The 23,271-nt window shown below is 63.3% G+C and carries 20 protein-coding genes; 12 read left to right on the top strand and 8 right to left on the bottom strand.

What is annotated here, in order from left to right; genetic code table 11:
* The first annotated feature begins 195 nt into the window (after window positions 1-195).
* The 4 genes from OHD62_RS01365 to OHD62_RS01380 are packed head-to-tail and all read left to right on the top strand — an operon-like array spanning window position 196 to window position 4,042.
* Window positions 196-1,119 (top strand): carbohydrate ABC transporter permease, encoded by a 924-nt coding sequence (locus OHD62_RS01365; RefSeq protein ID WP_263780433.1) that lies wholly within the window; start codon window positions 196-198, stop codon window positions 1,117-1,119.
* Between the two features lie 11 nt (window positions 1,120-1,130).
* Window positions 1,131-1,970 (top strand): carbohydrate ABC transporter permease, encoded by an 840-nt coding sequence (locus tag OHD62_RS01370; protein WP_097577214.1) that lies wholly within the window; start codon window positions 1,131-1,133, stop codon window positions 1,968-1,970.
* Window positions 1,967-3,028: a Gfo/Idh/MocA family protein gene (locus tag OHD62_RS01375; protein WP_263780434.1), complete on the top strand. Its 1,062-nt coding sequence runs from the start codon at window positions 1,967-1,969 to the stop codon at window positions 3,026-3,028. The genes OHD62_RS01370 and OHD62_RS01375 overlap by 4 nt, the downstream gene beginning before the upstream one ends.
* A 15-nt stretch (window positions 3,029-3,043) precedes the next feature.
* Window positions 3,044-4,042, top strand: a complete 999-nt coding sequence (locus OHD62_RS01380) for an ABC transporter ATP-binding protein (RefSeq protein ID WP_263780435.1) — start codon at window positions 3,044-3,046, stop codon at window positions 4,040-4,042.
* A 45-nt stretch (window positions 4,043-4,087) separates the two neighbouring features.
* Here OHD62_RS01380 and OHD62_RS01385 read toward each other — a convergent pair whose 3' ends face one another.
* The 5 genes from OHD62_RS01385 to OHD62_RS01405 all read right to left on the bottom strand — a co-directional run bounded on the left by OHD62_RS01385 (window position 4,088) and on the right by OHD62_RS01405 (window position 10,369).
* Window positions 4,088-4,933 carry a fumarylacetoacetate hydrolase family protein gene (locus OHD62_RS01385; protein WP_263780436.1) on the bottom strand — a complete coding sequence of 282 codons (846 nt, stop codon included), beginning with the start codon at window positions 4,931-4,933 and terminating at the stop codon, window positions 4,088-4,090.
* 33 nt (window positions 4,934-4,966) lie between these two features.
* Window positions 4,967-5,698, bottom strand: coding sequence for an SDR family oxidoreductase (locus OHD62_RS01390; protein WP_263780437.1), 732 nt, complete (start codon window positions 5,696-5,698; stop codon window positions 4,967-4,969).
* Window positions 5,699-5,884: 186 nt separating this feature from the next.
* Window positions 5,885-8,257 (bottom strand): aldehyde dehydrogenase family protein, encoded by a 2,373-nt coding sequence (locus tag OHD62_RS01395; RefSeq protein WP_263780438.1) that lies wholly within the window; start codon window positions 8,255-8,257, stop codon window positions 5,885-5,887.
* Window positions 8,258-8,324: 67 nt separating this feature from the next.
* Window positions 8,325-9,374, bottom strand: coding sequence for a deoxyribose-phosphate aldolase (deoC, locus tag OHD62_RS01400; RefSeq protein WP_263780439.1), 1,050 nt, complete (start codon window positions 9,372-9,374; stop codon window positions 8,325-8,327).
* Between the two features lie 167 nt (window positions 9,375-9,541).
* On the bottom strand, window positions 9,542-10,369 hold the full coding sequence (locus tag OHD62_RS01405) for a ferredoxin--NADP reductase (protein WP_263780440.1): 828 nt from the start codon (window positions 10,367-10,369) through the stop codon (window positions 9,542-9,544).
* Window positions 10,370-10,579: 210 nt separating this feature from the next.
* On the opposite strand from OHD62_RS01405, the gene OHD62_RS01410 reads away from it, so the two are divergent.
* From OHD62_RS01410 to OHD62_RS01425, 4 genes are all read left to right on the top strand, one after another.
* Window positions 10,580-12,664, top strand: a complete 2,085-nt coding sequence (locus OHD62_RS01410; RefSeq protein ID WP_263780441.1) for a hydantoinase/oxoprolinase family protein — start codon at window positions 10,580-10,582, stop codon at window positions 12,662-12,664.
* A 1-nt stretch (window position 12,665) separates the two neighbouring features.
* The gene (locus OHD62_RS01415; RefSeq protein WP_263780442.1) at window positions 12,666-14,411 is read left to right on the top strand and encodes a hydantoinase B/oxoprolinase family protein; all 1,746 of its coding nucleotides are present in this window, start codon (window positions 12,666-12,668) and stop codon (window positions 14,409-14,411) included.
* 123 nt (window positions 14,412-14,534) lie between these two features.
* Window positions 14,535-15,311, top strand: coding sequence for an ABC transporter substrate-binding protein (locus tag OHD62_RS01420; RefSeq protein ID WP_263780443.1), 777 nt, complete (start codon window positions 14,535-14,537; stop codon window positions 15,309-15,311).
* 171 nt (window positions 15,312-15,482) lie between these two features.
* Window positions 15,483-16,598 (top strand): aminomethyltransferase family protein, encoded by a 1,116-nt coding sequence (locus OHD62_RS01425; protein WP_263780444.1) that lies wholly within the window; start codon window positions 15,483-15,485, stop codon window positions 16,596-16,598.
* A 3-nt stretch (window positions 16,599-16,601) separates the two neighbouring features.
* Here the strand turns inward: OHD62_RS01425 and OHD62_RS01430 are convergent, their stop codons facing one another.
* The 3 genes from OHD62_RS01430 to OHD62_RS01440 all read right to left on the bottom strand — a co-directional run bounded on the left by OHD62_RS01430 (window position 16,602) and on the right by OHD62_RS01440 (window position 19,276).
* On the bottom strand, window positions 16,602-17,258 hold the full coding sequence (locus OHD62_RS01430; protein ID WP_263780445.1) for a methionine ABC transporter permease: 657 nt from the start codon (window positions 17,256-17,258) through the stop codon (window positions 16,602-16,604).
* A complete protein-coding gene (locus OHD62_RS01435; protein ID WP_263780447.1) occupies window positions 17,239-18,333 on the bottom strand; it encodes a methionine ABC transporter ATP-binding protein in 1,095 nt (364 codons plus the stop codon). Before OHD62_RS01435 ends, OHD62_RS01430 begins: the two co-directional genes overlap by 20 nt.
* A gap of 91 nt (window positions 18,334-18,424) precedes the next feature.
* On the bottom strand, window positions 18,425-19,276 hold the full coding sequence (locus tag OHD62_RS01440) for a MetQ/NlpA family lipoprotein (protein WP_263780448.1): 852 nt from the start codon (window positions 19,274-19,276) through the stop codon (window positions 18,425-18,427).
* 433 nt (window positions 19,277-19,709) lie between these two features.
* Between OHD62_RS01440 and OHD62_RS01445 the strand changes: the two genes are divergently transcribed.
* From OHD62_RS01445 to OHD62_RS01460, 4 genes are read left to right on the top strand one after another with little or no spacing between them, the layout of a single operon-like run.
* The gene (locus OHD62_RS01445; RefSeq protein WP_263780449.1) at window positions 19,710-20,837 is read left to right on the top strand and encodes a transporter substrate-binding protein; all 1,128 of its coding nucleotides are present in this window, start codon (window positions 19,710-19,712) and stop codon (window positions 20,835-20,837) included.
* On the top strand, window positions 20,834-21,436 hold the full coding sequence (locus tag OHD62_RS01450) for an ANTAR domain-containing response regulator (protein WP_263780450.1): 603 nt from the start codon (window positions 20,834-20,836) through the stop codon (window positions 21,434-21,436). The genes OHD62_RS01445 and OHD62_RS01450 overlap by 4 nt, the downstream gene beginning before the upstream one ends.
* Window positions 21,414-22,322 (top strand): ABC transporter permease, encoded by a 909-nt coding sequence (locus OHD62_RS01455; RefSeq protein ID WP_412177331.1) that lies wholly within the window; start codon window positions 21,414-21,416, stop codon window positions 22,320-22,322. The genes OHD62_RS01450 and OHD62_RS01455 overlap by 23 nt, the downstream gene beginning before the upstream one ends.
* Window positions 22,319-23,239 (top strand): ABC transporter permease, encoded by a 921-nt coding sequence (locus OHD62_RS01460; RefSeq protein ID WP_263780451.1) that lies wholly within the window; start codon window positions 22,319-22,321, stop codon window positions 23,237-23,239. Before OHD62_RS01455 ends, OHD62_RS01460 begins: the two co-directional genes overlap by 4 nt.
* Window positions 23,240-23,271 lie beyond the last annotated feature (32 nt).

Consider the following 23,271-nt stretch of genomic DNA (forward strand, 5'->3'; position numbering starts at 1 on the left):
TATTCAGATTGCACCGGTTTTGAGATTGCGATTGTCGGCACCGCCTCTCGGCCTTACCCTCCCCTTGTGGGGAAAGGCTGGCTGACCTGTCGCAAGCCTTGGTCCTTCCCGCATAGGGAGGACATTCGGGCAATGCATCGAGGCATCATCTAGCATCACACCATTTGGAACCGAGAGACGTCGGGGACCGAACTCATGGCCGCAGCATCGAAACGACCGTTCCGCTGGCATATCGGCGTCTTTCTGGCGCCGGCGGTGCTGGTCTATACGGCGATCATGATCCTGCCGCTGGCCGGCACGCTACAGCTCTCCTTGTTCCGCAACATAGACCAGTCCCAGGTCTTCGTGGGACTGGCAAACTTCCGCACGCTGTTCGGTGACCCCAACTGGTCCGTGGGCTTCTGGAATGCGCTCAGGAACAATGTCTGGTTCTTCATCATCCACATGCTGGTGCAGAACCCGATCGGCGTTATGCTGGCGGCACTCCTGTCCAGCCCGAGGCTGCGCTTCGCCGCATTCTACCGTACGGCCATCTTCGTGCCGACCATCCTGTCCTTCGTCATCGTCGGTTTCGCCTGGAAGCTGATCCTGTCGCCGCTATGGGGCGTGGCGCCGAACCTGATGGATCTTGTCGGCCTGAAAAGCCTGTTCACGCCGTGGCTGGGCAAGGAGCAGTATGCGCTGACCACGCTCAGCCTGATCTCGGTCTGGCAGTTCGTCGGCATCCCGATGATGCTGATCTATGCAGCGCTGCTGTCCATCCCCGAGGAGGTGATCGAGGCGGCCGAATGCGACGGCATCACCGGCATGTCGCAATTCTGGAAGATCAAGCTGCCGCTGATCCTACCGTCGATCGGCATCATCTCGATCCTGACTTTCGTCGGCAATTTCAACGCGTTCGACCTGATCTACACCGCGCAAGGCGCGCTGGCCGGTCCGAACTATTCGACCGACATCCTCGGCACCTTCCTCTACCGCGCCTTCTTCGGCTTCCAGCTGCAAATCGGCGACCCCAACATGGGCTCGGCGATCGCCACCATGATGTTCCTGATCATCCTCGGCGGCGTCTGCGTCTACCTCTTCCTCATCCAGACGCGCCTGCGTCGCTATCAGTTCTGAAGGGGCGAAAGATGAGCACCGCGACCCGTTCGCTACCCCGCACCATCGGCGCCCACGCGATCCTGTTGACCTACACGGTGATCGCGCTGTTCCCGGTGATCATCGTGATCATGAATTCGTTCAAGTCTCGCGCGGGCATCTTCGGCGCGCCGCTGACGCCGCCGACGCCGAAAACCTTCGACCTGATCGGTTACACCACGGTCATCGGCCAGGGCGATTTCATCCACTATTTCCAGAACAGCCTTGTGGTGACCGTCGCCTCGCTGTTCTTCGTGTTGTTGTTCGGTGCCATGGCCGCTTTCGCGCTGTCGGAATACCGCTTCCGCGGTAACACGATGATGGGGCTTTATCTCGCGCTCGGCATCATGATCCCGATCCGCCTCGGCACCGTCGCCATCCTGCAATTGATGGTGGCGAGCGGGCTGGTCAACACGCTGACGGCGCTGATCCTCGTCTACACCGCGCAAGGCCTGCCGTTGGCCGTGTTCATCCTGTCGGAATTCATGAAGCAGGTATCCGACGATCTGAAGAATGCCGGCCGCATCGATGGACTGTCCGAATACACCATCTTCTTCCGGCTGGTGCTGCCGCTGGTCAGGCCATCGATGGCGACGGTCGCCGTCTTCACCATGATCCCGATCTGGAACGATCTGTGGTTCCCGCTGATCCTGGCGCCCTCGGAAGAGACAAAGACGGTGACGCTCGGTGCGCAGCTGTTCCTCGGCCAGTTCGTCACCAACTGGAACGCGATCCTGGCAGCGCTGTCGCTGGCGATCATGCCGGTGCTGATCCTCTACGTCATCTTCTCGCGGCAGCTGATCCGCGGCATTACTTCCGGAGCCGTCAAGTGAGTTCGCAAAAGCCTCTTCGCGTCGTCGTCGCCGGCCTTGGCAATATGGGCCGCAGCCATGCGCTGGCGTATCACAGCAATCCGGGCTTCGAGATTGCCGCACTCGTCAACCGTTCCGACGTGCCGTTGCCCGCCGGCCTTTCCGGCTACGGCATCCGGCGTTCCTTCGACGAGGCGCTGCGCGACGAGAAGCCCGATGTCGCTTGCATCGCCACCTATTCCGACAGCCATGCCGACTATGCGGTGAAGGCGTTCGAGGCGGGCTGCCACGTCTTCGTCGAAAAGCCGCTGGCAACCACCGTCGCCGATGCAAAGCGCGTCGTCGCGGCGGCCAAGGCCAATGGCCGGAAACTGGTGATAGGCTACATCCTTCGCCATCACCCGTCCTGGATCAGGCTGATTGCCGAGGCGCGCAAACTCGGCGGCCCCTACGTCTTCCGCATGAACCTCAACCAGCAATCCTCCGGCCATACCTGGGAGACGCACAAGCAGTTGATGCAGACGACGTCGCCGATCGTCGATTGCGGCGTGCACTATCTCGACGTGATGCTGCAGATCACCGACGCCAGGCCGGTCGAGGTGCGCGGCATGGGGGTGCGGCTGACCGATGAGGTCGCGCCTTCAATGTACAATTACGGCCATCTGCAGGTGCTGTTCGATGACGGTTCCGTCGGCTGGTACGAAGCCGGCTGGGGACCGATGATTTCGGAGACGGCCTTCTTCGTGAAGGATGTCATCTCGCCGAATGGCTGCGTGTCGATCGTCATGAAGGAGGGTGTCAGGTCCGATGACATCGACACTCACACCAAGACCTCGACCATCCGCCTGCACAGTGCCGCGACCGGCGCTGATGGCAAGTTCGCCAGGCCTGACGAGATGCTGTCGATGGCAGGCGAACCTGGCCATCAGGATCTTTGCGACCTCGAACAGGCCTTTGTGCTGAAGGCGATCCGTGAGGATCTGGATCTCACCAGGCATATGGATGACGCGGTCAAGTCGCTCGCCGTCTGCCTTGCCGCCGACGAGAGCGTGCGCAGTGGCGCCGCCGTCAAACTCTAAGCTAGGAACGATATTGTGGGCTCGCTGAACATCGAGAATGTGAAGAAGGCCTTTGGGCCGGTCGAGGTGCTGAAGGGCATCAACCTCGAAGTGACGGATGGCGAGTTCGTCGTCTTCGTCGGCCCGTCGGGCTGTGGCAAGTCGACCCTGCTCAGGGTCATTGCCGGACTGGAGGATTCGACTTCGGGCCGCGTCGTTATCGACGGCGAGGACGTCTCCGCCACGCCGCCGGCCAAACGCGGCATCGCCATGGTGTTCCAGACCTATGCGCTCTACCCGCATCTGACAGTGAAGAACAACATGGGCCTCGGCCTGAAGCAGGCCGGTACGCCGGCGGCCGAGATCGAGCGCCGCATCGGCATAGCCTCCTCCATGCTGTCGCTGGAGCCCTATCTCTCGAGGCGGCCGGCGGAGCTCTCCGGCGGCCAGCGCCAGCGTGTCGCCATCGGCCGCGCCGTAGTGCGTGAGCCCAAGCTCTTTCTCTTCGATGAGCCTTTGTCCAATCTCGACGCTGCACTGCGCGTCAACACGCGACTGGAGATCGCGCAGCTGCATCGCCGGCTGAAAGCGACGATGATCTATGTCACCCACGACCAGGTCGAGGCGATGACGCTGGCCGACAAGATCGTCGTGCTCAACGCCGGCAGGATCGAGCAGATCGGTGGCCCGATGGAGCTTTACAATTCGCCGGCCAATGAATTCGTCGCCGGTTTCATCGGCTCGCCGAAGATGAATTTCGTCGATGGCGCCAGGCTCGGCGAGACGGCCAAGACCATCGGCGTCCGCCCGGAGCATCTGACCGTCGATCCGAAATCCGGCACCTGGAAGGGCACGGTGGTGCACGCCGAGCATCTCGGCGCCGACACCAATCTTTATCTCGACTGCGAGAAGGCCGGGCTGATCACCGTGCGCATCTTCGGCGTCTACAATGCCGAACCCGGCGCGACGCTCTACGCGACGCCGGATCCGGCGAAGACCTATCGGTTTGGCGCCGATGGCAAGGTGCTGAAGTAGCGCGGCCTGTCCTTCTCCCCTTGTGGGAGAAGGGAAGATTTGCGCTCAGATGTCAGCCCTAAACGTCTGCTTCTGCGTACCCATGCCTTCGATACCCAGCTCAACCACGTCGCCGGCCTTCAGGAACACTGGTGGCTTCATGCCCAGCCCGACGCCAGGCGGTGTGCCCGTCGAAATAATGTCGCCCGGGTGCAGCGACATGAACTGGCTGAGATAGGAAACGAGGTAGGCGACGCCATAGACCATGGTCTTGGTCGAGCCGTTCTGCATCATCTTGCCGTTGACCTTCAGCCACATTGGCAGGTTCTGCGGGTCCTTCACCTCGTCCTTGGTAACCAGCCACGGCCCGATCGGCCCGAACGTGTCGCAGCTCTTGCCCTTGGTCCACTGGCCCTGCCGCTCGGCCTGGAAAGCGCGCTCGGACACGTCATGCGCGACGCAGTAGCCGGCGACATAATCGAACGCATCCGCCTCGCTGACATATTTGGCGGTTTTGCCGATGACCACGCCAAGCTCGACCTCCCAGTCGGTCTTGACCGAGCCGCGCGGGATCACCACGTCGTCGTCAGGCCCGACGATGGCCGAGCTTGCCTTCATGAAGATGATCGGCTCCGGCGGCACGGTGGCACCGGTTTCGGCGGCGTGGTCGGAATAGTTGAGGCCGATGCAGATGAACTTGCCGGTGCCGGCAACGCAGGCGCCGATGCGCGGGCTACCGGAAACCGCCGGCAGCGATTTCGCGTCGAGCTTCGACAGCATGTCCAGCGAGGCCGGATGGAGCGCAGTGCCGGCGATGTCGGCGACATGGGCGGAGAGGTCGCGGATCGTCCCATCCGCATCGATGAGGCCGGGGCGTTCGCTACCCGCCTCGCCATAGCGCAGCAGTTTCATAGAATTTTTCTCCTGATTGTGATCAGAGGCCTCTCAGATGGACCAGCCACCGTCGATATTATAAGCCTGCCCCGACGTATAGGTGGCGCCGGCGAGATAGACGGCGAGATCGGCGATTTCCTCGGGCGTCCCCAGTCTGCCCATCGGCTGACGGGCAATGAAGGCGGCGCGGGCCGCCTCATAATCGCCCTGCGCATGCATGCGGTCCTGCAGCGAAGGGCTCTCGACGGTGCCCGGACAGATCGCGTTGCAGCGAATGCCCTTGCCGACATAGTCGGCGGCAATCGCCTTGGTCAGGCCGATGACCGCGGCCTTGGTGACGCCATAGGCGAAACGGTTGGGGACACCTTTGCCGGCGCCGGCGACCGAAGACATGTTGACGATCGATCCATCGCCACGCTCCAGCATGCCCGGCAGCACGGCGCGAATGGTACGGATCATCGCGCGCACATTGAGGTTGAACGCAAAATCGAGATCGGCATCCTTCATCTCGAGGATCGAGCCCGAATGGACGAAGCCGGCGCAGTTGAACAGCACGTCGACGACGCCGATCTCGGCGAAGGCGGTGTTGACGGCCTCATCGTTCAGCACGTCGAGCTTGCGGGTCTTGATCCCTGATGTCTTGCCGAGTTCGGCGAGCAGCGCCTCGTTGATGTCGGTGGCGTGCACCACGGCGCCTGCCTTGGCGAAAGCCAGCGCGCTCGCCCGACCAATACCTTGCGCCGCCGCCGTGACGACAACGACCTTGCCTGCCAGATCCGCCATGCTTTTCTCCTCGCCCGCTCGGGTCATCCGCATCTATCGGCGGACAGCCAGGCCGTCATGTGCCAGTCAGGCGCTATCATGCAGCCTGTGCCTTTGTCAGTTCACTGGTAAAAATGTTTTTTCTCGTTAAAGAACACGCATGCGGGCGTCAAGCCCGAACACGATCACAATCAAACTCCGAAACTCTCAATCGCCGTAGGGCACCCAGACGTTCTTGACCTCGACCGCACGGCGCAGCAAGGCTTCGCCTGCCGCGTCAGCCGAAGCCCAGTCGAGGCTACGGCCATTGCCGGTCCAGACGCGTTTCAGATTGCCAATGGAGTCGGCTTCCGCCTTGGCGCAGGTCTCGGCATCGGCGAAGATCCAGAGCCCGTCGACATCGTCGTGCTTGGCCAGCACGCCGGCGAGCTCCGCGCTGCGGCCGGTAACGATGTTGATGGCGCCGGCCGGGACGTCGGAATACTCGATCACCTGATAGAGATCGGTGGCAAGCAGCGGGTATTTTTCCGAAGGCACGGCCACCACGGTGTTGCCCATGGCAAGCGCCGGCGCCAGCAGCGAGATCAATCCGAGTAGTGGCGCATTGTCCGGCGCCACGATGCCGACGACGCCGACCGGCTCGTGCAAAGCCAGCGTGACCGCGCGGGCCGGCGGCTGATGCACGCGGCCTTCGAACTTGTCGGCAAGGCCGGCATAGAGGAACAGCCGCTCGATCGACTGCTCGACCTCTTCACGCGCCACCTTGGCGGCGGCGCCGGTGAGTTCGGCGAGACGCGTCGTGAATTCATCGGCACGGCCAGAGAGGTTCTCGGCCAGATAGTAAAGCACTTGGGACCTGTTATAGGCGGTTGCCTCCGGCCAGCCTTTACAGGCGCGGGCTGCAGCAACGGCATCGCGGATGTCCTTGCGGTTACCGAGACCGACTTCGCCGGCAAGCTTGCCCTTGGCGGTGGCAATGCCAATCGAATAGTTGCCGTCCGGCCTGACCTGCTTGCCGCCGATAAACAGTTTCGCCGTGCGGTCGATGGCGTCGCCTTCCGCCTGATCGACAGGCTGGGCAGAACTCGCTGCCGGCTTGATGACCGGGCCGAGCGGCAGTTTCACTGACAAATATTCGAACATGCCCTCGCGCCCGCCTTCGCGGCCAAAACCGCTCTCACGGTAACCGCCGAAGCCGCAAGCTGCATCGAACATGTTGGTGCCGTTGATCCAGACGACGCCGGCCTTCAATTGCGGCGCCACATGCAGAGCGAGGTTGACATTCTCGCTCCACACCGAGGCCGCCAGCCCGTAGCGTGTGTTGTTGGCAAGCTCGATCGCTTCCTCGGTGTTGCGGAAGGTCATGGTGGCGAGCACCGGCCCGAACACCTCTTCCTGAGCCAGGATATTAGCCGGCGAAACGCCAGTGGCAAGTGTCGGCAGATGGTAATAGCCGGAAGACGGCAGTGCCGCGTCCGGCTGCCAGCAGACGGCGCCCTGTTTCGCCCCTTCCGCGACCAGACCCTTGACGCGGTCGAGCTGGCTCAAATCGACCAGCGGACCGATATCGGTGTTCTTGTCGAGCGGGCTGCCGACGCGCAGCCGGCTCATCCTCACCTTGACCTTGGCGATGAAGGCATCCGCGATGCCCTCCTGCACCAGCAGCCGCGACCCGGCGCAGCAGACCTGGCCCTGATTGAACCAGATGCCGTCGACCAGTCCCTCCACGGCGCTGTCGAGATCGGCGTCCTCGAAGACGACGAAGGCCGACTTGCCGCCAAGTTCCAGCGACAGTTTTTTGCCGGACCCCGCGGTGTCTTTCCGGATGATCTTGCCGACTTCCGAAGAGCCGGTGAAGGCGATCTTCTGGATACCTGGATGGTTGACGATGGCCGCGCCCGCCTCCGGCCCGCCCTGAACGATGTTGACGACCCCTTTCGGCACGCCTGAGCGTTCGCAGATCTCGGCGAACAGGATGGCGGTGAGCGGCGTGAATTCTGCCGGCTTCAGCACCACCGTGCAGCCGGCGGCAAGCGCGGGCGCGATCTTCCAGGCCAGCATCAGCAACGGGAAGTTCCACGGAATGATCTGGCCGACGACGCCGACGCCCTTGTGACCGGGAAAATCCCTGTCCAGCGCCTGCGCCCAGCCAGCATGGTGGATGAAATGGCGGATGGCCAGCGGCACGTCGATGTCGCGGCTTTCGCGGATCGGCTTACCATTGTCGATCGATTCCAGTACCGCGAACAGGCGCTGGTGGCGCTGCATGGCGCGGCCGATGGCGTAGAGCACTTTCGCTCGGCTGTAGCCGGTGCTGGCACTCCATTTCGACAGCGCCTTGGCCGCGGCCGAAACCGCGGCGTCGATATCGGCGGCGCCGGCATCCGACACCTTGGCCAGGAGTTTGCTCGAGGAGGGGTCGCTGGTCTCGAAGGTCTTGCCGCCTGTGGCTGCTTTCCAATCACCGCCGATGAACAGCGCCTTCGAAAAATCGCGTCCGGCCAGCCAGGCATCGGCCTCGTTGCGCGCCTCCGGCGCCGGGCCGTATTCCATGGCGTGATAGCGTTCGAGAATGTTCATGTGGTGCCTCCTTCACCCTCCCCCTTGTGGGGAGGGTCGATCGGCAAAGCCGATCGGGGTGGGGGTTTCACGCCATCGCGTGGCGGTGATTGGCCGAATAATGGCCAGTCAGATGGTGCTCGAGCTGGCGTTCGATGTCGGTCAACAGGCTTGAGGCGCCGAAGCGGAACAGCTCGGGCTCCAGCCAAGGCCGGCCCAGCTCTTCCTTCATCAGCACCAACCAATCGAGCGAGGCTTTCGCCGTCGAGATGCCGCCGGCCGGCTTGAAGCCGATGAGATAGCCGGTCTCCCCGAAATAGGCGCGGATGGCGCGCACCATGGCGAGACCGACCGGCAGCGTGGCGTTGACGCTTTCCTTGCCGGTCGAGGTCTTGATGAAATCCGCCCCCGCCATCATCGCCACCATGGAGGCCAGCATGACATTGCGCAGCGTGGCAAGATCGCCGGTGCCGAGAATGACCTTGAGATGGGCCTCGCCGCAGGCGGCACGCATCGAAACGATCTCGTTATAGAGTTCTTGCCATTTGGCGCCGAAAACCAGGCCGCGCGGGATGACGACGTCGATCTCGTCGGCGCCATCCCTCACAGAGGCCTCGATTTCCTGCAGGCGCGTCGACAGCGGTGCGAGGCCGTGCGGGAAAGCGGTGGAAACGGCGGCGACATGGATGCCGGTGCCGCGCAGCGCTTCTACGGCGGTGGCGACGAAGGGATGATAGACACAGACCGCCGCCGGCCGGATGGTTTCGCCCGCTGTACCCAGGCCTTCGACGATGTCGCGGCGGAATGGGTTGATCGCCTTGGCGCAAAGCCGGCGCACGCGTTCCTCGGTGTCGTTGGAATTCAGCGTCGTCAGGTCCATGCAGGCGACGGCGCGCAGCAGCCAGGCCGCCTGGTTGTCGGCCTTGATCGAGCGCCGCTTGGTCAGGCTGGCGACGCGGCGTTCCAGCGCCGAACGGTTGACGCTGCGCACCGATTCCATGAAGCCGAGGTCGAGCCGCATGCCGGGATTGCGGGCAACGCCACGAGTCTGCGGCGCCGGTGTGTTGGCGGCGATACGCGCCGGCAACGGCGTGACCTTGGACGCGCCGAGATCGGCGTCGCGGATTGTGCTGCTCATCTCCTGCCCTTTCGTTCAACGACTTGCGCTGAAGATAGCCCGCGAAGCAGCGCTTCACGAGTCTTTCAAGCGGTCATAGTTGAAAAAGGCGGCAAAAGCAGCAGGTTTTTGACCGTACGGTCAAAACCCGATTCTGAACGAGACAGGCGCCGAACCGCCCCGGCGTCTCAGCCGACGAAGGCGCGCTCGACGACGAAGCTCGACGGATGATGCAGTGAGCCTTCCTGGAAGCCGAGGCTCTCGGCCAGTTCCTTGACGTCCTTCAGCATATGCATCGAGCCGCAGATCATGATGCGGTCGGTCTCGGGGTTGAGCTTGTCGATGCCGAGATCGCTGTAGAACTTGCCGGAACCGATCAGCGCGGTGATGCGGCCCATGCGCTCGGACTCTTCACGTGTCGTCGAATTGTAGAGCGTGACGCGGCCGCCTGTCAGTTCGCCGATCAACGGATCGTTCTCCAGCGCCGCGACCAGTTCCTGACCATAGGTGAGTTCGGCATTGTCGCGGCAGGTGTGGGTCAGGATGACCTGCTCGAATTTCTCATAGGTGTCTGGGTCGCGCAGCAGGCTGGCGAAGGGAGCGATGCCGGTGCCGGTCGAGATCATGAACAGGCGCTTGGCCGGGGTCAGCGCGTCGAGCACCAGCGTGCCGGTCGACTTCTGACGCATGATGACGGTGTCGCCGACCTGGATCTTCTGCAATTCGGAAGTCAGCGGGCCGTCCGGCACCTTGATCGAGAAGAATTCCAGCTCGTCGTCCCAGGCCGGGCTGGCGACCGAGTAGGCACGGTAGACCGGCTTCTCGGCATTGGGCAGGCCGATCATGACGAACTCGCCGGAGCGGAAGCGCAGCGACTGCGGCCGGGTGATGCGGAACGAAAACAGCCGGTCGGTATAGTGCTTCACCGAGACGACCGTTTCGGCATAGACATTGGCCGGAATCGGAAACTGCAGCGGGCGGGCGCCGGCGGTGTTGAACGCGGATGTGGTGTTCATCAAATCCAACCTTCTGGCGCGCTGACGCCAAACCCTCTCCTGCGCGCCCGAACCGGTCAGGTTCCAGCGTGCCGTTTGCACACTCCGAAGCGGTAAGCTCTTGTGTCCGGAATTTATTAGTATACAAACGATATTTGCGTCAAGATGCTACCTTGAAACACCTTTCCAAACTGAGACATATAAGTAGTCCGGGCATTTCGGGTTTCGACAATGAAAGAGAATTTTTCGGCGCAGACGCTGGATTCCCTGGGCAGCGTCGTCGCCGGCATCGATGTCGGCGGAACCTTTACCGACCTGCTTCTGATCGACGGCCGAGACGGTGGCCGGGTGCATATTGCCAAGACCCCGACCACGGTCGACAACCAGGCCTTCGGGGTCGTTTCGGCGCTCGGTGTCACCGGCTTTCCGATCGACCGCATCGATCTCATCGTGCATGGCACGACCACCACCACCAATGCCGTGCTCGAGCGCCGATTGGCCAGGACCGGCATGATCACCACGCGCGGCTTTCGCGACGTGATCGAGCTTGGCCGGCGGACCCGGCCGCAGCCCTATGGCATGACGGGCACATTCGTGCCCATCATTCCTCGCAACCTCCGGCTCGAAGTGTCGGAGCGGGTCGAGGCCTCGGGCGCGGTGCGGATTGCGCTCGACGAGGCCGAAATGCGTGCGGCGGTGTCACAGCTGATCGCCGCCGGCTGCGAATCCCTCGTCATCCATTTCCTGCATTCCTACGCCAACCCCGCGCATGAGCGGCGCGCCGCCGAGATCGCCGCCGAACTCTGGCCGAACGGCTACATCACGACGGGCCATGCGCTGCTGTCGGAAGCGCGCGAATTCGAGCGCGGGGTGACGGCTTCGGTTAACGCCTCGGTGCAGCCGATCCTCGAACGCTATGTCGAAAGACTGCGCAAGGAGTTGGCGGCCAAGGGCTATGCCCGCGACTTCCTGATCATGAACGGCAATGGCGGCATGATCTCGGCCCGCTTCGTCACACGTGAATCGGCTAAGACCGTCATGTCAGGCCCGGCCTCCGGCGTCATCGCAGCCGCCTATACGGGAAAACGCGCCGGCTTCGAAAACCTCGTCACCTACGACATGGGCGGCACCTCGACCGACGTGGCGCTGATCCGCAATGCCGAGCCCGCCGTGTCGAACGAGATCGAGATCGAATATGCCATGCCGATCCATGTGCCGATGGTGGCTGTGCACACAGTCGGCGCCGGCGGCGGCTCGATCGCCCGCGTCGATGCGGCCGGCCTGATCCAGATCGGCCCGGAAAGTGCCGGTGCCAATCCCGGCCCGATCTGCTACGGGCGCGGCGGTTTGGAGCCGACCATCACCGACGCCAATCTGGTGCTGGGCCGGCTGGCGCCTAAGAAGCTGCTGGCGGTCGAAAACCCGGTCACATCGGAGCACGTCACCGGCATTTTCGAGGACAGGATAGGCAAGCCGACCGGCCTGTCCGGCGTCGAGGCGGCCGGCGCGGTGCTGCGGCTCGGCAATATGAAGATGGCCGGCGCCATTCGCATGGTCTCGGTGTCGCGTGGCCACGATCCGCGCGATTTTGCGCTGTTCGCCTTCGGCGGCGCCGGGCCGCTGCACGCGACAGCGTTGGCGCGCGAGCTTGGTCTGCCAAAAGTGCTGGTGCCGGCGCGGCCGGGCATCACCAACGCACTGGGCTGCGTCGTCGCCGATCTCCGGCATGACTTCGTCAACACGGTCAACCAACCGGTGTCGGTACTCGATGAAACCCAGCTTCATTCTGTATTGGAACGGCACCGAAACGAAGGCGAGGAGCTGATCGGCAAGGAAGCGGTGAAACCGGAGACGATCCGCGTCACGCATTCCGCCGACATGCAGTTCCTCGGCCAGACCCACATCATCAACGTGCCGCTGCCGTCGTCCTCGGTGACCCGGCACGAATTGCAGCAGCTGTTCGAAAAGGCATATTTCGCCCGCTTCAAGGTCGAGCTGCCGGAAATCCGCGCCAATCTGGTCAATCTCAACACCTCGGTGACCGGCGTCAGGCCGGCGATCGACCTGTCGCGACTGATCGACCCGGCAGGGCGCGCCAAAACCCTCGACGAGGCGCGGCGCGAGGTCAGGCCGGTCTGGTATGGCGGACGCTGGCACGACACGCCGGTCTACAGCAGGGAGAAGTTACCGCTCGACGCCGTCATCGAAGGGCCGGCGATCCTCGAACAGATGGACGCTACCACCGTGCTCGAACCCGGCGACAGGGCGCGCTCAGACGCTGACGGCAACATCGTCATCGACATTGGCGAGGCCTGAGATGGAAAAGCTCGACACTATTACGCTTTCGGTCCTCCAGGCGGCGCTGCAGCAGGTCTGCGACGAGATGGACCTGACCTTCTCGCGCGCCGCTTTCTCACCTGTCATCGCCGAGGCCAATGACCGCTCCGACGGTATCTATTCGGCCGTCGACGGCTCGCTGATCGCGCAAGGTTCGCAGGGCCTGCCGGTGTTCGTTGGCGTCATGCAATATTCGACCAGAACGGTGATCGAGATGATCGCCGACGGCCGCTGCCTGCCGCCCGAGCCGGGCGACATCTACATCGTCAACGATCCCTATCTCGGCGGCACCCATCTGATGGACGTGCGCTTTGCCATGCCGGTCTACCGGGACGGCAAGATTTTCTGCTGGCTGTCGAACACCGGCCATTGGCCCGATATTGGCGGCTCGGTGCCGGGCGGGTTTTCCGCCTCGGCGACAGCGGTAGAACAGGAAGGATTGCGGCTGCCGCCAGTAAAACTGTTCAAGAAGGGCGTGCTCGATCCCGAAATCTACGCCATCATCTGCTCCAACATCCGCGTCGCCGACCAGCGCATCGGCGACATCCGCGCGCAAGCGGCGGCACTGCTGATCGGCCAAGACCGGCTCAACGGAATCCTGGATCGTTACGGTGACGAAACGGTTGTCGAGGCTATCACCGAATTGCGCCGCCGCGCCGCCGAACAGATGCGCGCCAACATATCGGCCATTCCGGACGGCATCTACCGGTCCAAAGCCTTTGTCGATTCCGACGGTGTGGTGAATGAGCCGCTGACCATTGCGCTGGCCGTCGAAAAAAAGGGCGACACGCTGAGCTTCGATTTCGCCGGCTCGTCGAAGCCTTGCGCCGGGCCGATGAACAGCGTGCTGGCGACGACCTTGTCCTCGGTCTATCTCGCCATGCGTCATATTTTCCCGGATGTGCCGATCAGCGCCGGCGCCTTCGAGCCGCTTCACGTCAAGCGCCCGGAAGGCACGTTCCTCGACGCCAGATATCCACGCCCGGTGTCGGGCTGCGCCGCCGAGGTGTCGCAGCGCATCGCCGAGGCTGTATTTGCGGCCATGGTGCAGGCGCTGCCGGACAAGGTGACGGCCGCTCCCGCCGGCTCCAGCGGCAATTTCGCGCTCGGCGGCAACGATCCGGCGCGCGGCCGCGACTATGTCATGTACCAGATCTCCGGCGGCGGCTATGGCGGCAATGCCGGCCATGACGGCCTGACCAATGGCTGCTCGACCATCGGCATCTCCAAATCGCCGCCGGTCGAGATTATGGAACAGGCCTTTCCGGTGCTCTACCGTCACTACGCCCTGCGCGAAGGCTCGGGCGGTGCCGGCAGGCACCGCGGCGGCTTCGGCCTCGCCTATGAGGTCGAGATCCTGCGCGGCGACGCCCGCGCCTCCTTCGTCATGGACCATGGCCGTTTCGGGCCGCAAGGCGCGCTCGGCGGCAAGGACGGCGCGGTCAACACGGTGACCGTGTTCCGCAACGGCGAGGAACATGTGCCGCCGCATTTGTCCAAGGAGCAGGACATCCCGCTGCAGGTCGGCGACCGCGTGCGCGTCGGCACACCAGGCGGCGGCGGCTATGGCGATCCATTCCAGCGCGACGCCGATCTGGTGCTGAAGGATGTGGCGCTTGGCTATTATACGTCCGAGGAGGCCGCCGAGAAATTCGGCGTTGCCCTGTCTGCGGACAGGTTGGCGGTCGACAACGCGGCGACAAAGCGCAAGCGCACAACTGCATAGCGCTGATCGACGAGGCTGCCAAACCGGCCTTGCAGCGCCGTGATCGCCGCAGGCCATGTCGTTTCAGTCTCCGCCGGGGGCATAAAAGCCCGTAGACTTGGCCCATCAACGGAGATCTGGAACATGCGTCTTTTCGGTCGTTTCGTGCTTGCCGCTTCGCTCGCTCTGGCTCTCGCCACCGGCGGCGCCTCTGCCCAGGACAAGAAACTCAAGCTCGGCACCGAGGGCGCCTATCCGCCCTTCAACTATGCCAATGCCGACGGCACGCTGGGCGGCTTCGACGTCGATCTCGGCAAGGCGCTGTGCGCCGAGATGAAGACCGAATGCGAATTCGTCGTGCAGGATTTCGACGGCTCGATCCCGGCACTGCAAGCCGGCAAGTTCGACGCCATCATCAACATCACCATCACGCCCGAGCGCGCCGAGAAGGTCGACTTCACCCACAAATACTACCAGACGCCGCCGGCCATTGCCGTGCCGAAGGATTCGACGATCACAGGCACCTCGCCCGAGGATCTGAAGGGCAAGGCGCTGGGCGTGCAAAGCGCGACGATCCACCAGAATTTCGCCGAGCAGAAATACAGCGGCTCGACCGTCAAGGCCTATCCGACCGGCGACGATGCCCGCGCCGACATGGTGAATGGCCGCCTCGACGCGGTGATGGATGGCTCGATCATCCTCACCGAATGGCTGAAGAAGCCTGATGGCGCCTGCTGCAAGCTGCTCGGCACCTTGACCGCCGATCCGGCCATCCATGGGCCCGGCGTCGGCATCGCGCTGCAGAAGGGCAACAAGGAGTTGACCGACAAGCTCAATGCCGCGATCGACGCGCTGCGCGCCAATGGCAAATACAAGGAAATCAACGACAAGTACTTCGCCTTCGACGTCTACGGCAGCTGAGAGATTGTTTGAAAACTCTACTCTGGCAGCCATCTAATGGCGTTTTCTGCGCTTCCGGTGCTCACGGACCCCAATGTCCGCTGCGCTCCGGTTCTCGAAACCACCACCAGATGACTCGCCAGGGCGACTTTCGAAACGGTCTCACAACCGCAATGAGTGATGGAGACCTTGGTGCCTGAACGGCGATCCCCTTTCTACAACAGCATCGTCGGCCAGGGCGCGACGATGGGTCGGGTCGGCGGCGATTTCGTCTCGGCGAAATATTATTCCGGCATTGCCGACGAGCACCTGAACACACGTAGGAATGTCGGCGTCCAGGACCTCAGCACCATGGGCAAGATGGACATCAAGGGGCCGGAGGCCGAGGCCCTGGTCAACCATGTCATCGTCAACGATGCCGCGGCGATGAAACCCGGCCAGGTCCGCTATTCGACCGTATGTCGCGAGGATGGCGGCATCATGGACGACCTTACCGTGTTCAGGCTCGGGCCGGAACACTTCATGCTGGTCACCGGTTCGGTCAATCGCCTCAAAATGCTGCCCTGGCTGTTGCATCATGCGCAGGGTCGAAAGGCCTATGTCACCGACATCACGGCGGCTGTCGCCTTTCCGACGATCCAGGGGCCGCGCTCGCGCGAATTGTTGAAGACGCTGGTCTCGGATGCCGATCTGGACGGCCTCAAGCGCTGGTCGTTCGCGTCGGGGCGCGTTGGCGAGACGAAGGTGCTGATTTCACGCACCGGCGTGACCGGCGAGCTCGGTTTCGAGCTGTTCGTGCCGGCCGACGAGGCGACTTCCGTCTGGGACGCGCTGATGCGGACAGGGGCGGACTTCGGCCTGAAACCCTATGGCGTGCTGGCGATGTTCACGCTTGGCCTGGAGAAGGCCTATCCCGCGCACGGCATCGATATGGATGAGACGCGCACGCCGTTCCATGTCGGGCTCGACCGCTGGATCAAGTTCGACAAGGGCCATTTCGTCGGCCGCGAGGCGCTGCTCAAAGTGCGCGACACAGGCATCGACGAACGCTGGACCGGCCTGATCCTCGACGGCGACAAGCCCGCCGCGACAGATGCCAGGGTTCTGGCCGATGGCGAGGATGCCGGTGTCGTCACTTACAGCGACCACGGCTATTCCCTGGGCAAGGTGCTGGCGACCGCGCATCTGCGGCTGCCTTTCACGAGCGTCGGCACCGAACTCAGCATCGACATCGACGGCAAGCCGACACGAGCGGTGGTGTCGCCGATGCCGTTCTTCGATCCCGACGGCGTCAGGCTGAGGGCCTAGCTGTCACACCCTGTGATCCAGCCTGGCCACCAGCTGGTCGCCGGCCCACTGGATACCGCAAACCAGGATGATCAGCACGATGACCACGGCGACCATGACTGAGGTCTCAAAGCGCTGGTAGCCATAGCGGATGGCGAGGTCGCCCAGTCCGCCGGCGCCGATGGCGCCGGCCATGGCCGAGGCGCCGATCAGCGTCACCAGCGTCACCGTGAAGCCGGCGACGATACCGGGCAGGGCCTCCGGCACCAGCACCTCTCGGATGATCGTCCAGCGGTTGCCGCCCATGGCGCGCGCCGCCTCGATCAGGCCGTGGTCAACCTCGCGCAGCGACACTTCGGCGATGCGGGCATAGTAGGGCGTGGCCGCGATCGACAGCGGCACGATGGCCGCCCAGGTGCCGATCGAGGTGCCGACGATCAGCCGCGTCACCGGGATCAGCGCCACCAGCAGGATGATGAACGGCACCGAGCGGAAGCCGTTGATCACCGCGCCGAGCGCGCGGTTCACCCACAGGCTCTCGGCGATGCCGCCGCGGTCGGTGGCGATCAGCGCCAGGCCGAGCGGCAGGCCGAAGACCAGCGAGATGAGGCCTGACGCGGCCGTCATCAGGATCGTTTCCCAGATCGAACGGATGAGAAGCTCAAACAGGATTGGCGACATGGCCAAGCACCTCCACCCGTGCATCGCGGGCTTTCAGGAACGCGATCACGCGCGTTAGATGATTTGCGTCATTGCCCGGCACTGCCAGGAACAGCGTGCCGACAGGCTGCTGCTGGACATGGTCGATGCCGCCATGGATGAGGCGGAACGAGCCGGGCACGGCAGCGGCAAGGTCGGATAGAAGCGGCTGCCGCGCGGCCTCGCCCGCCACGTCGATCCTCAGGATCGCCTCGCCGCTTTCCGTCCGTGTTAGCCGGCTTTGGATCTCGGCCGGCAATTGCGGCCGGATGCCACCGAGCAGGCTCTGGGTGATCGCCGACTTCGGATCGGCAAACACCGACCAGACCGGGCCTTGCTCGACGATGCGGCCGGCATCGATGACCGCGACACGGGCGGCGATCGAGCGGATCACCTCCATTTCGTGGGTGATCAGCAGGATGGTGAGGCCGAGCTGCCGGTTGATGTCTTTCAAAAGCGCCAGGATCGAGCGCGTCGTCTCCGGGTCCAGCGCTGAGGTCGCTTCGTCGGAGAGCAATAGCGCCGGACGCGCCGCAAGCGCCCGGGCGATGCCGACGCGCTGCTTCTGACCACCCGACAACGATGCCGGATAGGCTTTTGCTTTCTCCAAAAGGCCGACGAGCGCGAGCAGCTCGGCCGCGCGCTCCAGGCGCTCGGCCCTCGGACGGCCTTCGATCTTGAGCGGCAGCGCCACATTTTCCTCGACCGTCTTGGCCGACAGCAGGTTGAAGTGCTGGAAGATCATGCCGATGCGCCGCCTGAGCGGCTGCAATTCGCGCTCGCCGAGCCGGCTGATCTCGCGGCCTTCGATGAAGACCTGGCCGGAATCCGGCCGTTCCAGCCCGTTCAGGCAGCGGATCAGCGTCGACTTGCCGGCACCGCTGCGGCCGATGATGCCGAGGATCTCGCCCTTGCGCACCGTGAGCGAGACGCCATCGAGCGCTGGCGTTACCCCGAAGCGGCGCTTCAGCTCGACGAGACGCACGACGTCGCTAGGCACATCGGAAGTGCCGATTGGAACCGCGGCGTCGGCGGTCGCGGACAGATGTTGGTTCATGTCAGTTCCTGTTTCGACAATCCCGCAAATGCGATCGCGGTCCGCGCTCGCACGCGGACCGCTCTTCTGACACCTGAGGATCAGGAGCTCATCAGTAGGCGCTGAGGCCGGTGCCCTTGTAGACCTTGTCGAACTCGGCCTTCACCGCCTCGTTCTGATAGGAGGCAACCAGCGTCTTTACCCAGGGTTCGTTTTCGTTGCCGGCCTTCACCGCGATGAAGTTGCGGTATGGATTGTCGGCAATCGGCTCCTGGGCGATGCGGTTTTCGGGGGTGAGGCCGCTTTTCAGCGCCCAATCCGTGTTGACCACGGCCGCGTCGAGGTCTTCCACCGAGCGCCCGACAATGCCGGCGTCGAGCTCTTTGATCACCACCTTCTTGGCATTCTCGGAAATATCGGCGGTGGTGGCGAGAATGCCGGTGCCGTCCTTCAGCTTGATCAGGCCCTCGTTCTGCAGCACGCGCAGCGCTCGGCCTTCATTGGACGGATCGTTCGGCACGCCGATCACCGCGCCCTCGGGCAGCTCGGCCACCTTGGCGTATCTCTTGGAATAGAGGCCGATCGGCCAGACGCCGGTATAGCCGACGCGCACGATATGATAGCCCTGCGTCTTGATCTGATTGTTGAGATAGGGCTGGTGCTGGAAGGCGTTGGCGTCGATTTCGCCGCGCTCGAGCGCTTCGTTCGGCTGGGTGTAGTCGTTGAATACCACGGTCTCGATCGTCAGCCCTTTCTCGGCCGCCTGCGCGGTGACGACGCGCCAGACGTCCTCGTCCTCGCCGCTGATGATGCCGACCTTGATCGCCTTCTTTTCCTCGGCGAATGACGGATTGGGTGCCAGACCCACAATTGCGACAGCCGAAGCGACAAGTAATGCAAGACCTGAGCGTCGGTTTATAGTTGCAGAAAGGGATGGAATAAAAGTGTTGTTGCCCTTTGACATGATCAATCCCGTCGTTTTTTAAATCATTTCGGCTAGGCGGAATGCGAAGCCTTGTCAGCATCATCGGAAATGCTGATGATTAGATCAAAGAACCGTGTTTCGCGCCAAATGCAAAGCCGGGAATATTCTCTCAAAGATTCTGCCAATGCGAGCACAGACGCCTTGCCGCGTGCATTGCACAACGCCGCCATTTTCCCGCTTGACTGACCCGCCGTACCGAATACGTTATCGCATCGGCCCGAAAATCGAACTCGATTTTCGGAAAGCGCGATGCGTAGATTCAAGGTGTTAGAGCGTACTTTGTGCGTCCAAGTGGACGCACCTCGCTCTAACGAGGAAAATACCGGCCCTGATCGCCGGACGGCAAAAATGCCTCGTATGCCTCGCCTTCCGCGGCGGCGGCTGCGGGGCATTGTTATTTTTGGGGATTTGCTTGAGACGGCGTATCGAGATCGGCATCCTTTACTCGCGGTCGGGCAACTACCGCCTGCTGTCCGAATCCTGCCGTTCGGGTGCGATGACGGCCATCGCCGATGTCAACGCCGATCCCGCCAGCCCGATCGAATTCGTTCCGGTCGAGCGCGACCCGCAAGGCAATATCGATGGCTACGCGACAGGCTGTGCCGACATTCTCGCCAACAGCGGCGCGCGCCACATCATCGGCTGCATCACCTCGTGGAGCCGCAAGGAGGTCATTCCGATCCTGGAGCGCGCCGGCGGCACGCTCTGGTATGCCTGTCCCTATGAGGGCTTCGAAGCGAACGAGCATGTCGTCTATATGCACGCCTGCCCAAACCAGCATCTCGTCCCGCTGCTGGCCTATGTCGTGCCGCGCTTCGGTGCCGACGGCTTCCTGCTCGGTTCGAACTACATCTGGGGCTGGGAGACCAACCGTGTCGCCCGCGACCTGATCGCCGACGCCGGCGGCAAGGTTTTGGGCGAGCGCTATCTGCCGCTCGGCGAGATCGATGTTTCCAGGCTGATCGCCGAGATCCAGGCGACCCGGCCGGATTTCGTCCTGAACAATCTGATCGGCTCTTCGTCCTACGCCTTCATCGCGGCCTATGCCGAACTCGCCGAACGCGACCCGCATTTCAGGCCGGAGCGTTGCCCGATCCTGTCCTGCAATCTCACCGAATGCGAGTTGCCGGCGCTCAACGGGGCGGGCAATGGTCACCTTTCCGTCGGACCTTACTTTCACGATGCCTTGGCAACGGATCGCCATGGGGGCTCGGCGCCCTCCGTCATGCCAGCCTCGTCCTTCGAGGCGGCGGCCTATGCCTCGGTGCGGACGCTTGCCGAAATTCTCGTCCGCAATCCCGATGCGCAATGGACGGATCTGCCCCAGGCCTTTGCCGGAACCTCGTTCCGAACGCCGCTGGGCGATATCTCCATCAACCCGCAGACCCAGCATGCGACCTTGCCGGTGCAGATCGGCCGCATCGAGGGCACCGCGTTCAAGACCGTCACGGTGACCAAGGGCGTCGCGCCCGATCCCTATCTGTCCCGCTATGACCGGACCGAGACATTCGGCCGCCCGCGCCTGAGAGTGGTGTCGTGAGCAAGGTCCCACGCATCCCGAATCTCGGCGGCGCCAGGGCCTTTGTGCTGCATCGTCCGCATCCGACGGTGCAGGCGATCACGCGGCAATTGTCGGCCATCGGGCTTGAGACGGTCGGCTGCTGGCCGGAACTGCCGGCCGAGGTCCTGGTCGCGGATTTCGTCTTCTTCGATGCCGATCTCGGCTTCGATGAACAATTTCCATGGAAGCCAGGCGAGGCGCCGATGCCGATGGTGGCGCTGATCGGCTCCGAGGCGCCGGGCCGTATCGAATGGGCGCTGTCGCACCAGGCAGACGCCCAGCTGCTGAAGCCGGTCGGCAATGCAGGTGTCTACAGCGCGCTTCTGATCGCGCGGCAGAGTTTCGAGGCGCGCAAGCTGCAGGCAAGCGAAATATCGTCACTTCGCCTGCGCGTCGCGGAGCGTCAGACCATCGTGCGCGCGGTCGAGGCCTTGTCGAAAGGCGCCGGGGACGGCCGCGCCTACGCGCAGCTGCGGTCGCTGGCGATGAGCTGGCAGATCAGTGTCGAGGAGGCTGCGCGCCGGATCGTGGCGATGACGGAAGAAGAAGGCGGCGATGACCAATCCCATCGCGCCTGATCTTCCGGCAACAGGGCGCATGCCGATCAAGCCACGCGCCGGCGTCTGGCGGCGTCTGGTCAAACGGCCTCTGGCGCTGCTCGGCCTGGTCATCATCGCCATCGTCGTGGCTGGCGCCCTCCTGGCGCCATGGCTGACGGGCTATGATCCAAACGAGCAGATGTTCGACGGGCTGACACTTGAAGGCGCGCCATTGCCGCCTGATGCCAAATTCTGGCTGGGCACGGATCTGCTCGGCCGCGACCTGCTGACCCGCATCCTCTACGGCGCGCGCACCTCACTGATCATCGGCATTGTCGCCAATGGCGTGGCGCTTTTGATCGGCACGCTGGTTGGCGTCGCCGCCGGCTATTACCGCGGCTGGATCGGCAGCGCGCTGATGCGCTTCACCGATCTGATGATGGCCTTTCCGGCGCTGCTGCTCGCCATCTGTCTGGCGGCGGTGCTCCAGCCGAGCCTGTGGATCGTCGCCATGGCGATCGCATTGGTGAACTGGGTGCAGACCGCCCGCGTCATCTACACCGAGACAAGCTCGCTGTCGGAACGCGAGTTCATCGATGCCGAGCGCACCATCGGCGCCGGTGCGCCACGCATCCTGTTTCGCCATATCCTGCCGCATCTGTTGCCCACGATCATCGTCTGGGGCACGCTCGGCATCTCCACGACGGTGCTGCTCGAAGCAACGCTCAGCTATCTCGGCATCGGCGTGCAGCCGCCGACGGCGTCGTGGGGCAACATCATCTTCGAGAACCAGACCTATTTTCAGGCAGCGCCCTGGCTGGTTTTCTTTCCGGGCGCCGCAATCCTGGCGCTGGCACTGGCGTTCAACCTCATCGGCGATGCACTGCGCGACATCCTCGATCCGACGCAAAGGGGCCGGGCATGATCCCCTATCTCGGTCGTCGCGTCATTCAATCGCTGCTCATCCTGCTCGGCGTCTCGCTGATCACCTTTGCGCTGCTCTACCTCTTGCCGGCCGACCCGGTGCGCCAGATCGCCGGCCGCAGCGCCACACCGCAGACAGTCGAAAACATCCGCCGGCAACTCGGCCTCGACCAACCCTTCGTCGTCCAGTACTGGCATTATCTGATGAGCCTGCTCAGCGGCGATCTCGGGCGCTCCTACATCCAGCGTTCCGAGGTCACCGAGCTCATCGTCTCGCGCCTGCCAGCGAGCCTGCTGTTGATGGTCGGCGCCATCCTCTGCGAGCTTCTGATCGGCCTGACCATGGGCCTCATCGCCGCCGTCAAACGCGGCACCACCACCGACCAGACGCTGATGGTCGCCTCCTTCGTCGGCGTCTCGGCGCCGCAATTCGTCGTCGGCCTCTTGCTGCTTTATGTGTTTGCCGTGCGTCTCGGCTGGTTTCCGATCGGCGGCTACGGCAGCTGGCGTCATCTGGTGTTGCCGTCGCTGACCATGGGCATCCTCGGCGCCGGTTGGTACGCCCGCATGATGCGCTCGTCGATGATCGACGTGCTGCGTCAGGACTATGTGCGCACGGCGCGCGCCAAAGGTCTGGCGCGCGGCGCCATCCTTTTTCGCCACGCGCTGCCCAACGCCATCCTGCCGGTCATCGCCATGGTCGGCATCGACATTGGCATCTTCATGGGCGGCATCGTGGTGGTCGAAAGCGTGTTCGGCTGGCCCGGCATCGGTCAGCTCGCCTGGCAGGCCATCCAGCGCGTCGACATTCCGATCATCATGGGTGTCACCCTGGTGTCGGCCTTCGCCATCGTGCTCGGTAATCTCCTGGCCGACATCGTCGCACCGTTCATCGACCCGCGCATCAAGCTCAGATGAAAACCAAGAAAAGACCGATAACAAACCAGAGA

Source organism: Mesorhizobium sp. YC-39, assembly GCF_025753795.1.
Classification (GTDB): Bacteria; Pseudomonadota; Alphaproteobacteria; order Rhizobiales; family Rhizobiaceae; genus Mesorhizobium.

Excerpts from the sequence above, each read along its gene's own strand:
- OHD62_RS01365 (WP_263780433.1), top strand. The coding sequence starts at position 196 with ATGGCCGCAGCATCGAAACGACCGTTCCGCTGGCATATCGGCGTCTTT.
- OHD62_RS01370 (WP_097577214.1), top strand. The coding sequence starts at position 1,131 with ATGAGCACCGCGACCCGTTCGCTACCCCGCACCATCGGCGCCCACGCG.
- OHD62_RS01385 (WP_263780436.1), bottom strand. The coding sequence starts at position 4,933 with ATGAAACTGCTGCGCTATGGCGAGGCGGGTAGCGAACGCCCCGGCCTC.
- OHD62_RS01390 (WP_263780437.1), bottom strand. The coding sequence starts at position 5,698 with ATGGCGGATCTGGCAGGCAAGGTCGTTGTCGTCACGGCGGCGGCGCAA.
- OHD62_RS01395 (WP_263780438.1), bottom strand. The coding sequence starts at position 8,257 with ATGAACATTCTCGAACGCTATCACGCCATGGAATACGGCCCGGCGCCG.
- deoC (WP_263780439.1), bottom strand. The coding sequence starts at position 9,374 with ATGAGCAGCACAATCCGCGACGCCGATCTCGGCGCGTCCAAGGTCACG.
- OHD62_RS01405 (WP_263780440.1), bottom strand. The coding sequence starts at position 10,369 with ATGAACACCACATCCGCGTTCAACACCGCCGGCGCCCGCCCGCTGCAG.
- OHD62_RS01410 (WP_263780441.1), top strand. The coding sequence starts at position 10,580 with ATGAAAGAGAATTTTTCGGCGCAGACGCTGGATTCCCTGGGCAGCGTC.
- OHD62_RS01415 (WP_263780442.1), top strand. The coding sequence starts at position 12,666 with ATGGAAAAGCTCGACACTATTACGCTTTCGGTCCTCCAGGCGGCGCTG.
- OHD62_RS01420 (WP_263780443.1), top strand. The coding sequence starts at position 14,535 with ATGCGTCTTTTCGGTCGTTTCGTGCTTGCCGCTTCGCTCGCTCTGGCT.
- OHD62_RS01430 (WP_263780445.1), bottom strand. The coding sequence starts at position 17,258 with ATGTCGCCAATCCTGTTTGAGCTTCTCATCCGTTCGATCTGGGAAACG.
- OHD62_RS01435 (WP_263780447.1), bottom strand. The coding sequence starts at position 18,333 with ATGAACCAACATCTGTCCGCGACCGCCGACGCCGCGGTTCCAATCGGC.
- OHD62_RS01440 (WP_263780448.1), bottom strand. The coding sequence starts at position 19,276 with ATGTCAAAGGGCAACAACACTTTTATTCCATCCCTTTCTGCAACTATA.
- OHD62_RS01455 (WP_412177331.1), top strand. The coding sequence starts at position 21,414 with ATGACCAATCCCATCGCGCCTGATCTTCCGGCAACAGGGCGCATGCCG.
- OHD62_RS01460 (WP_263780451.1), top strand. The coding sequence starts at position 22,319 with ATGATCCCCTATCTCGGTCGTCGCGTCATTCAATCGCTGCTCATCCTG.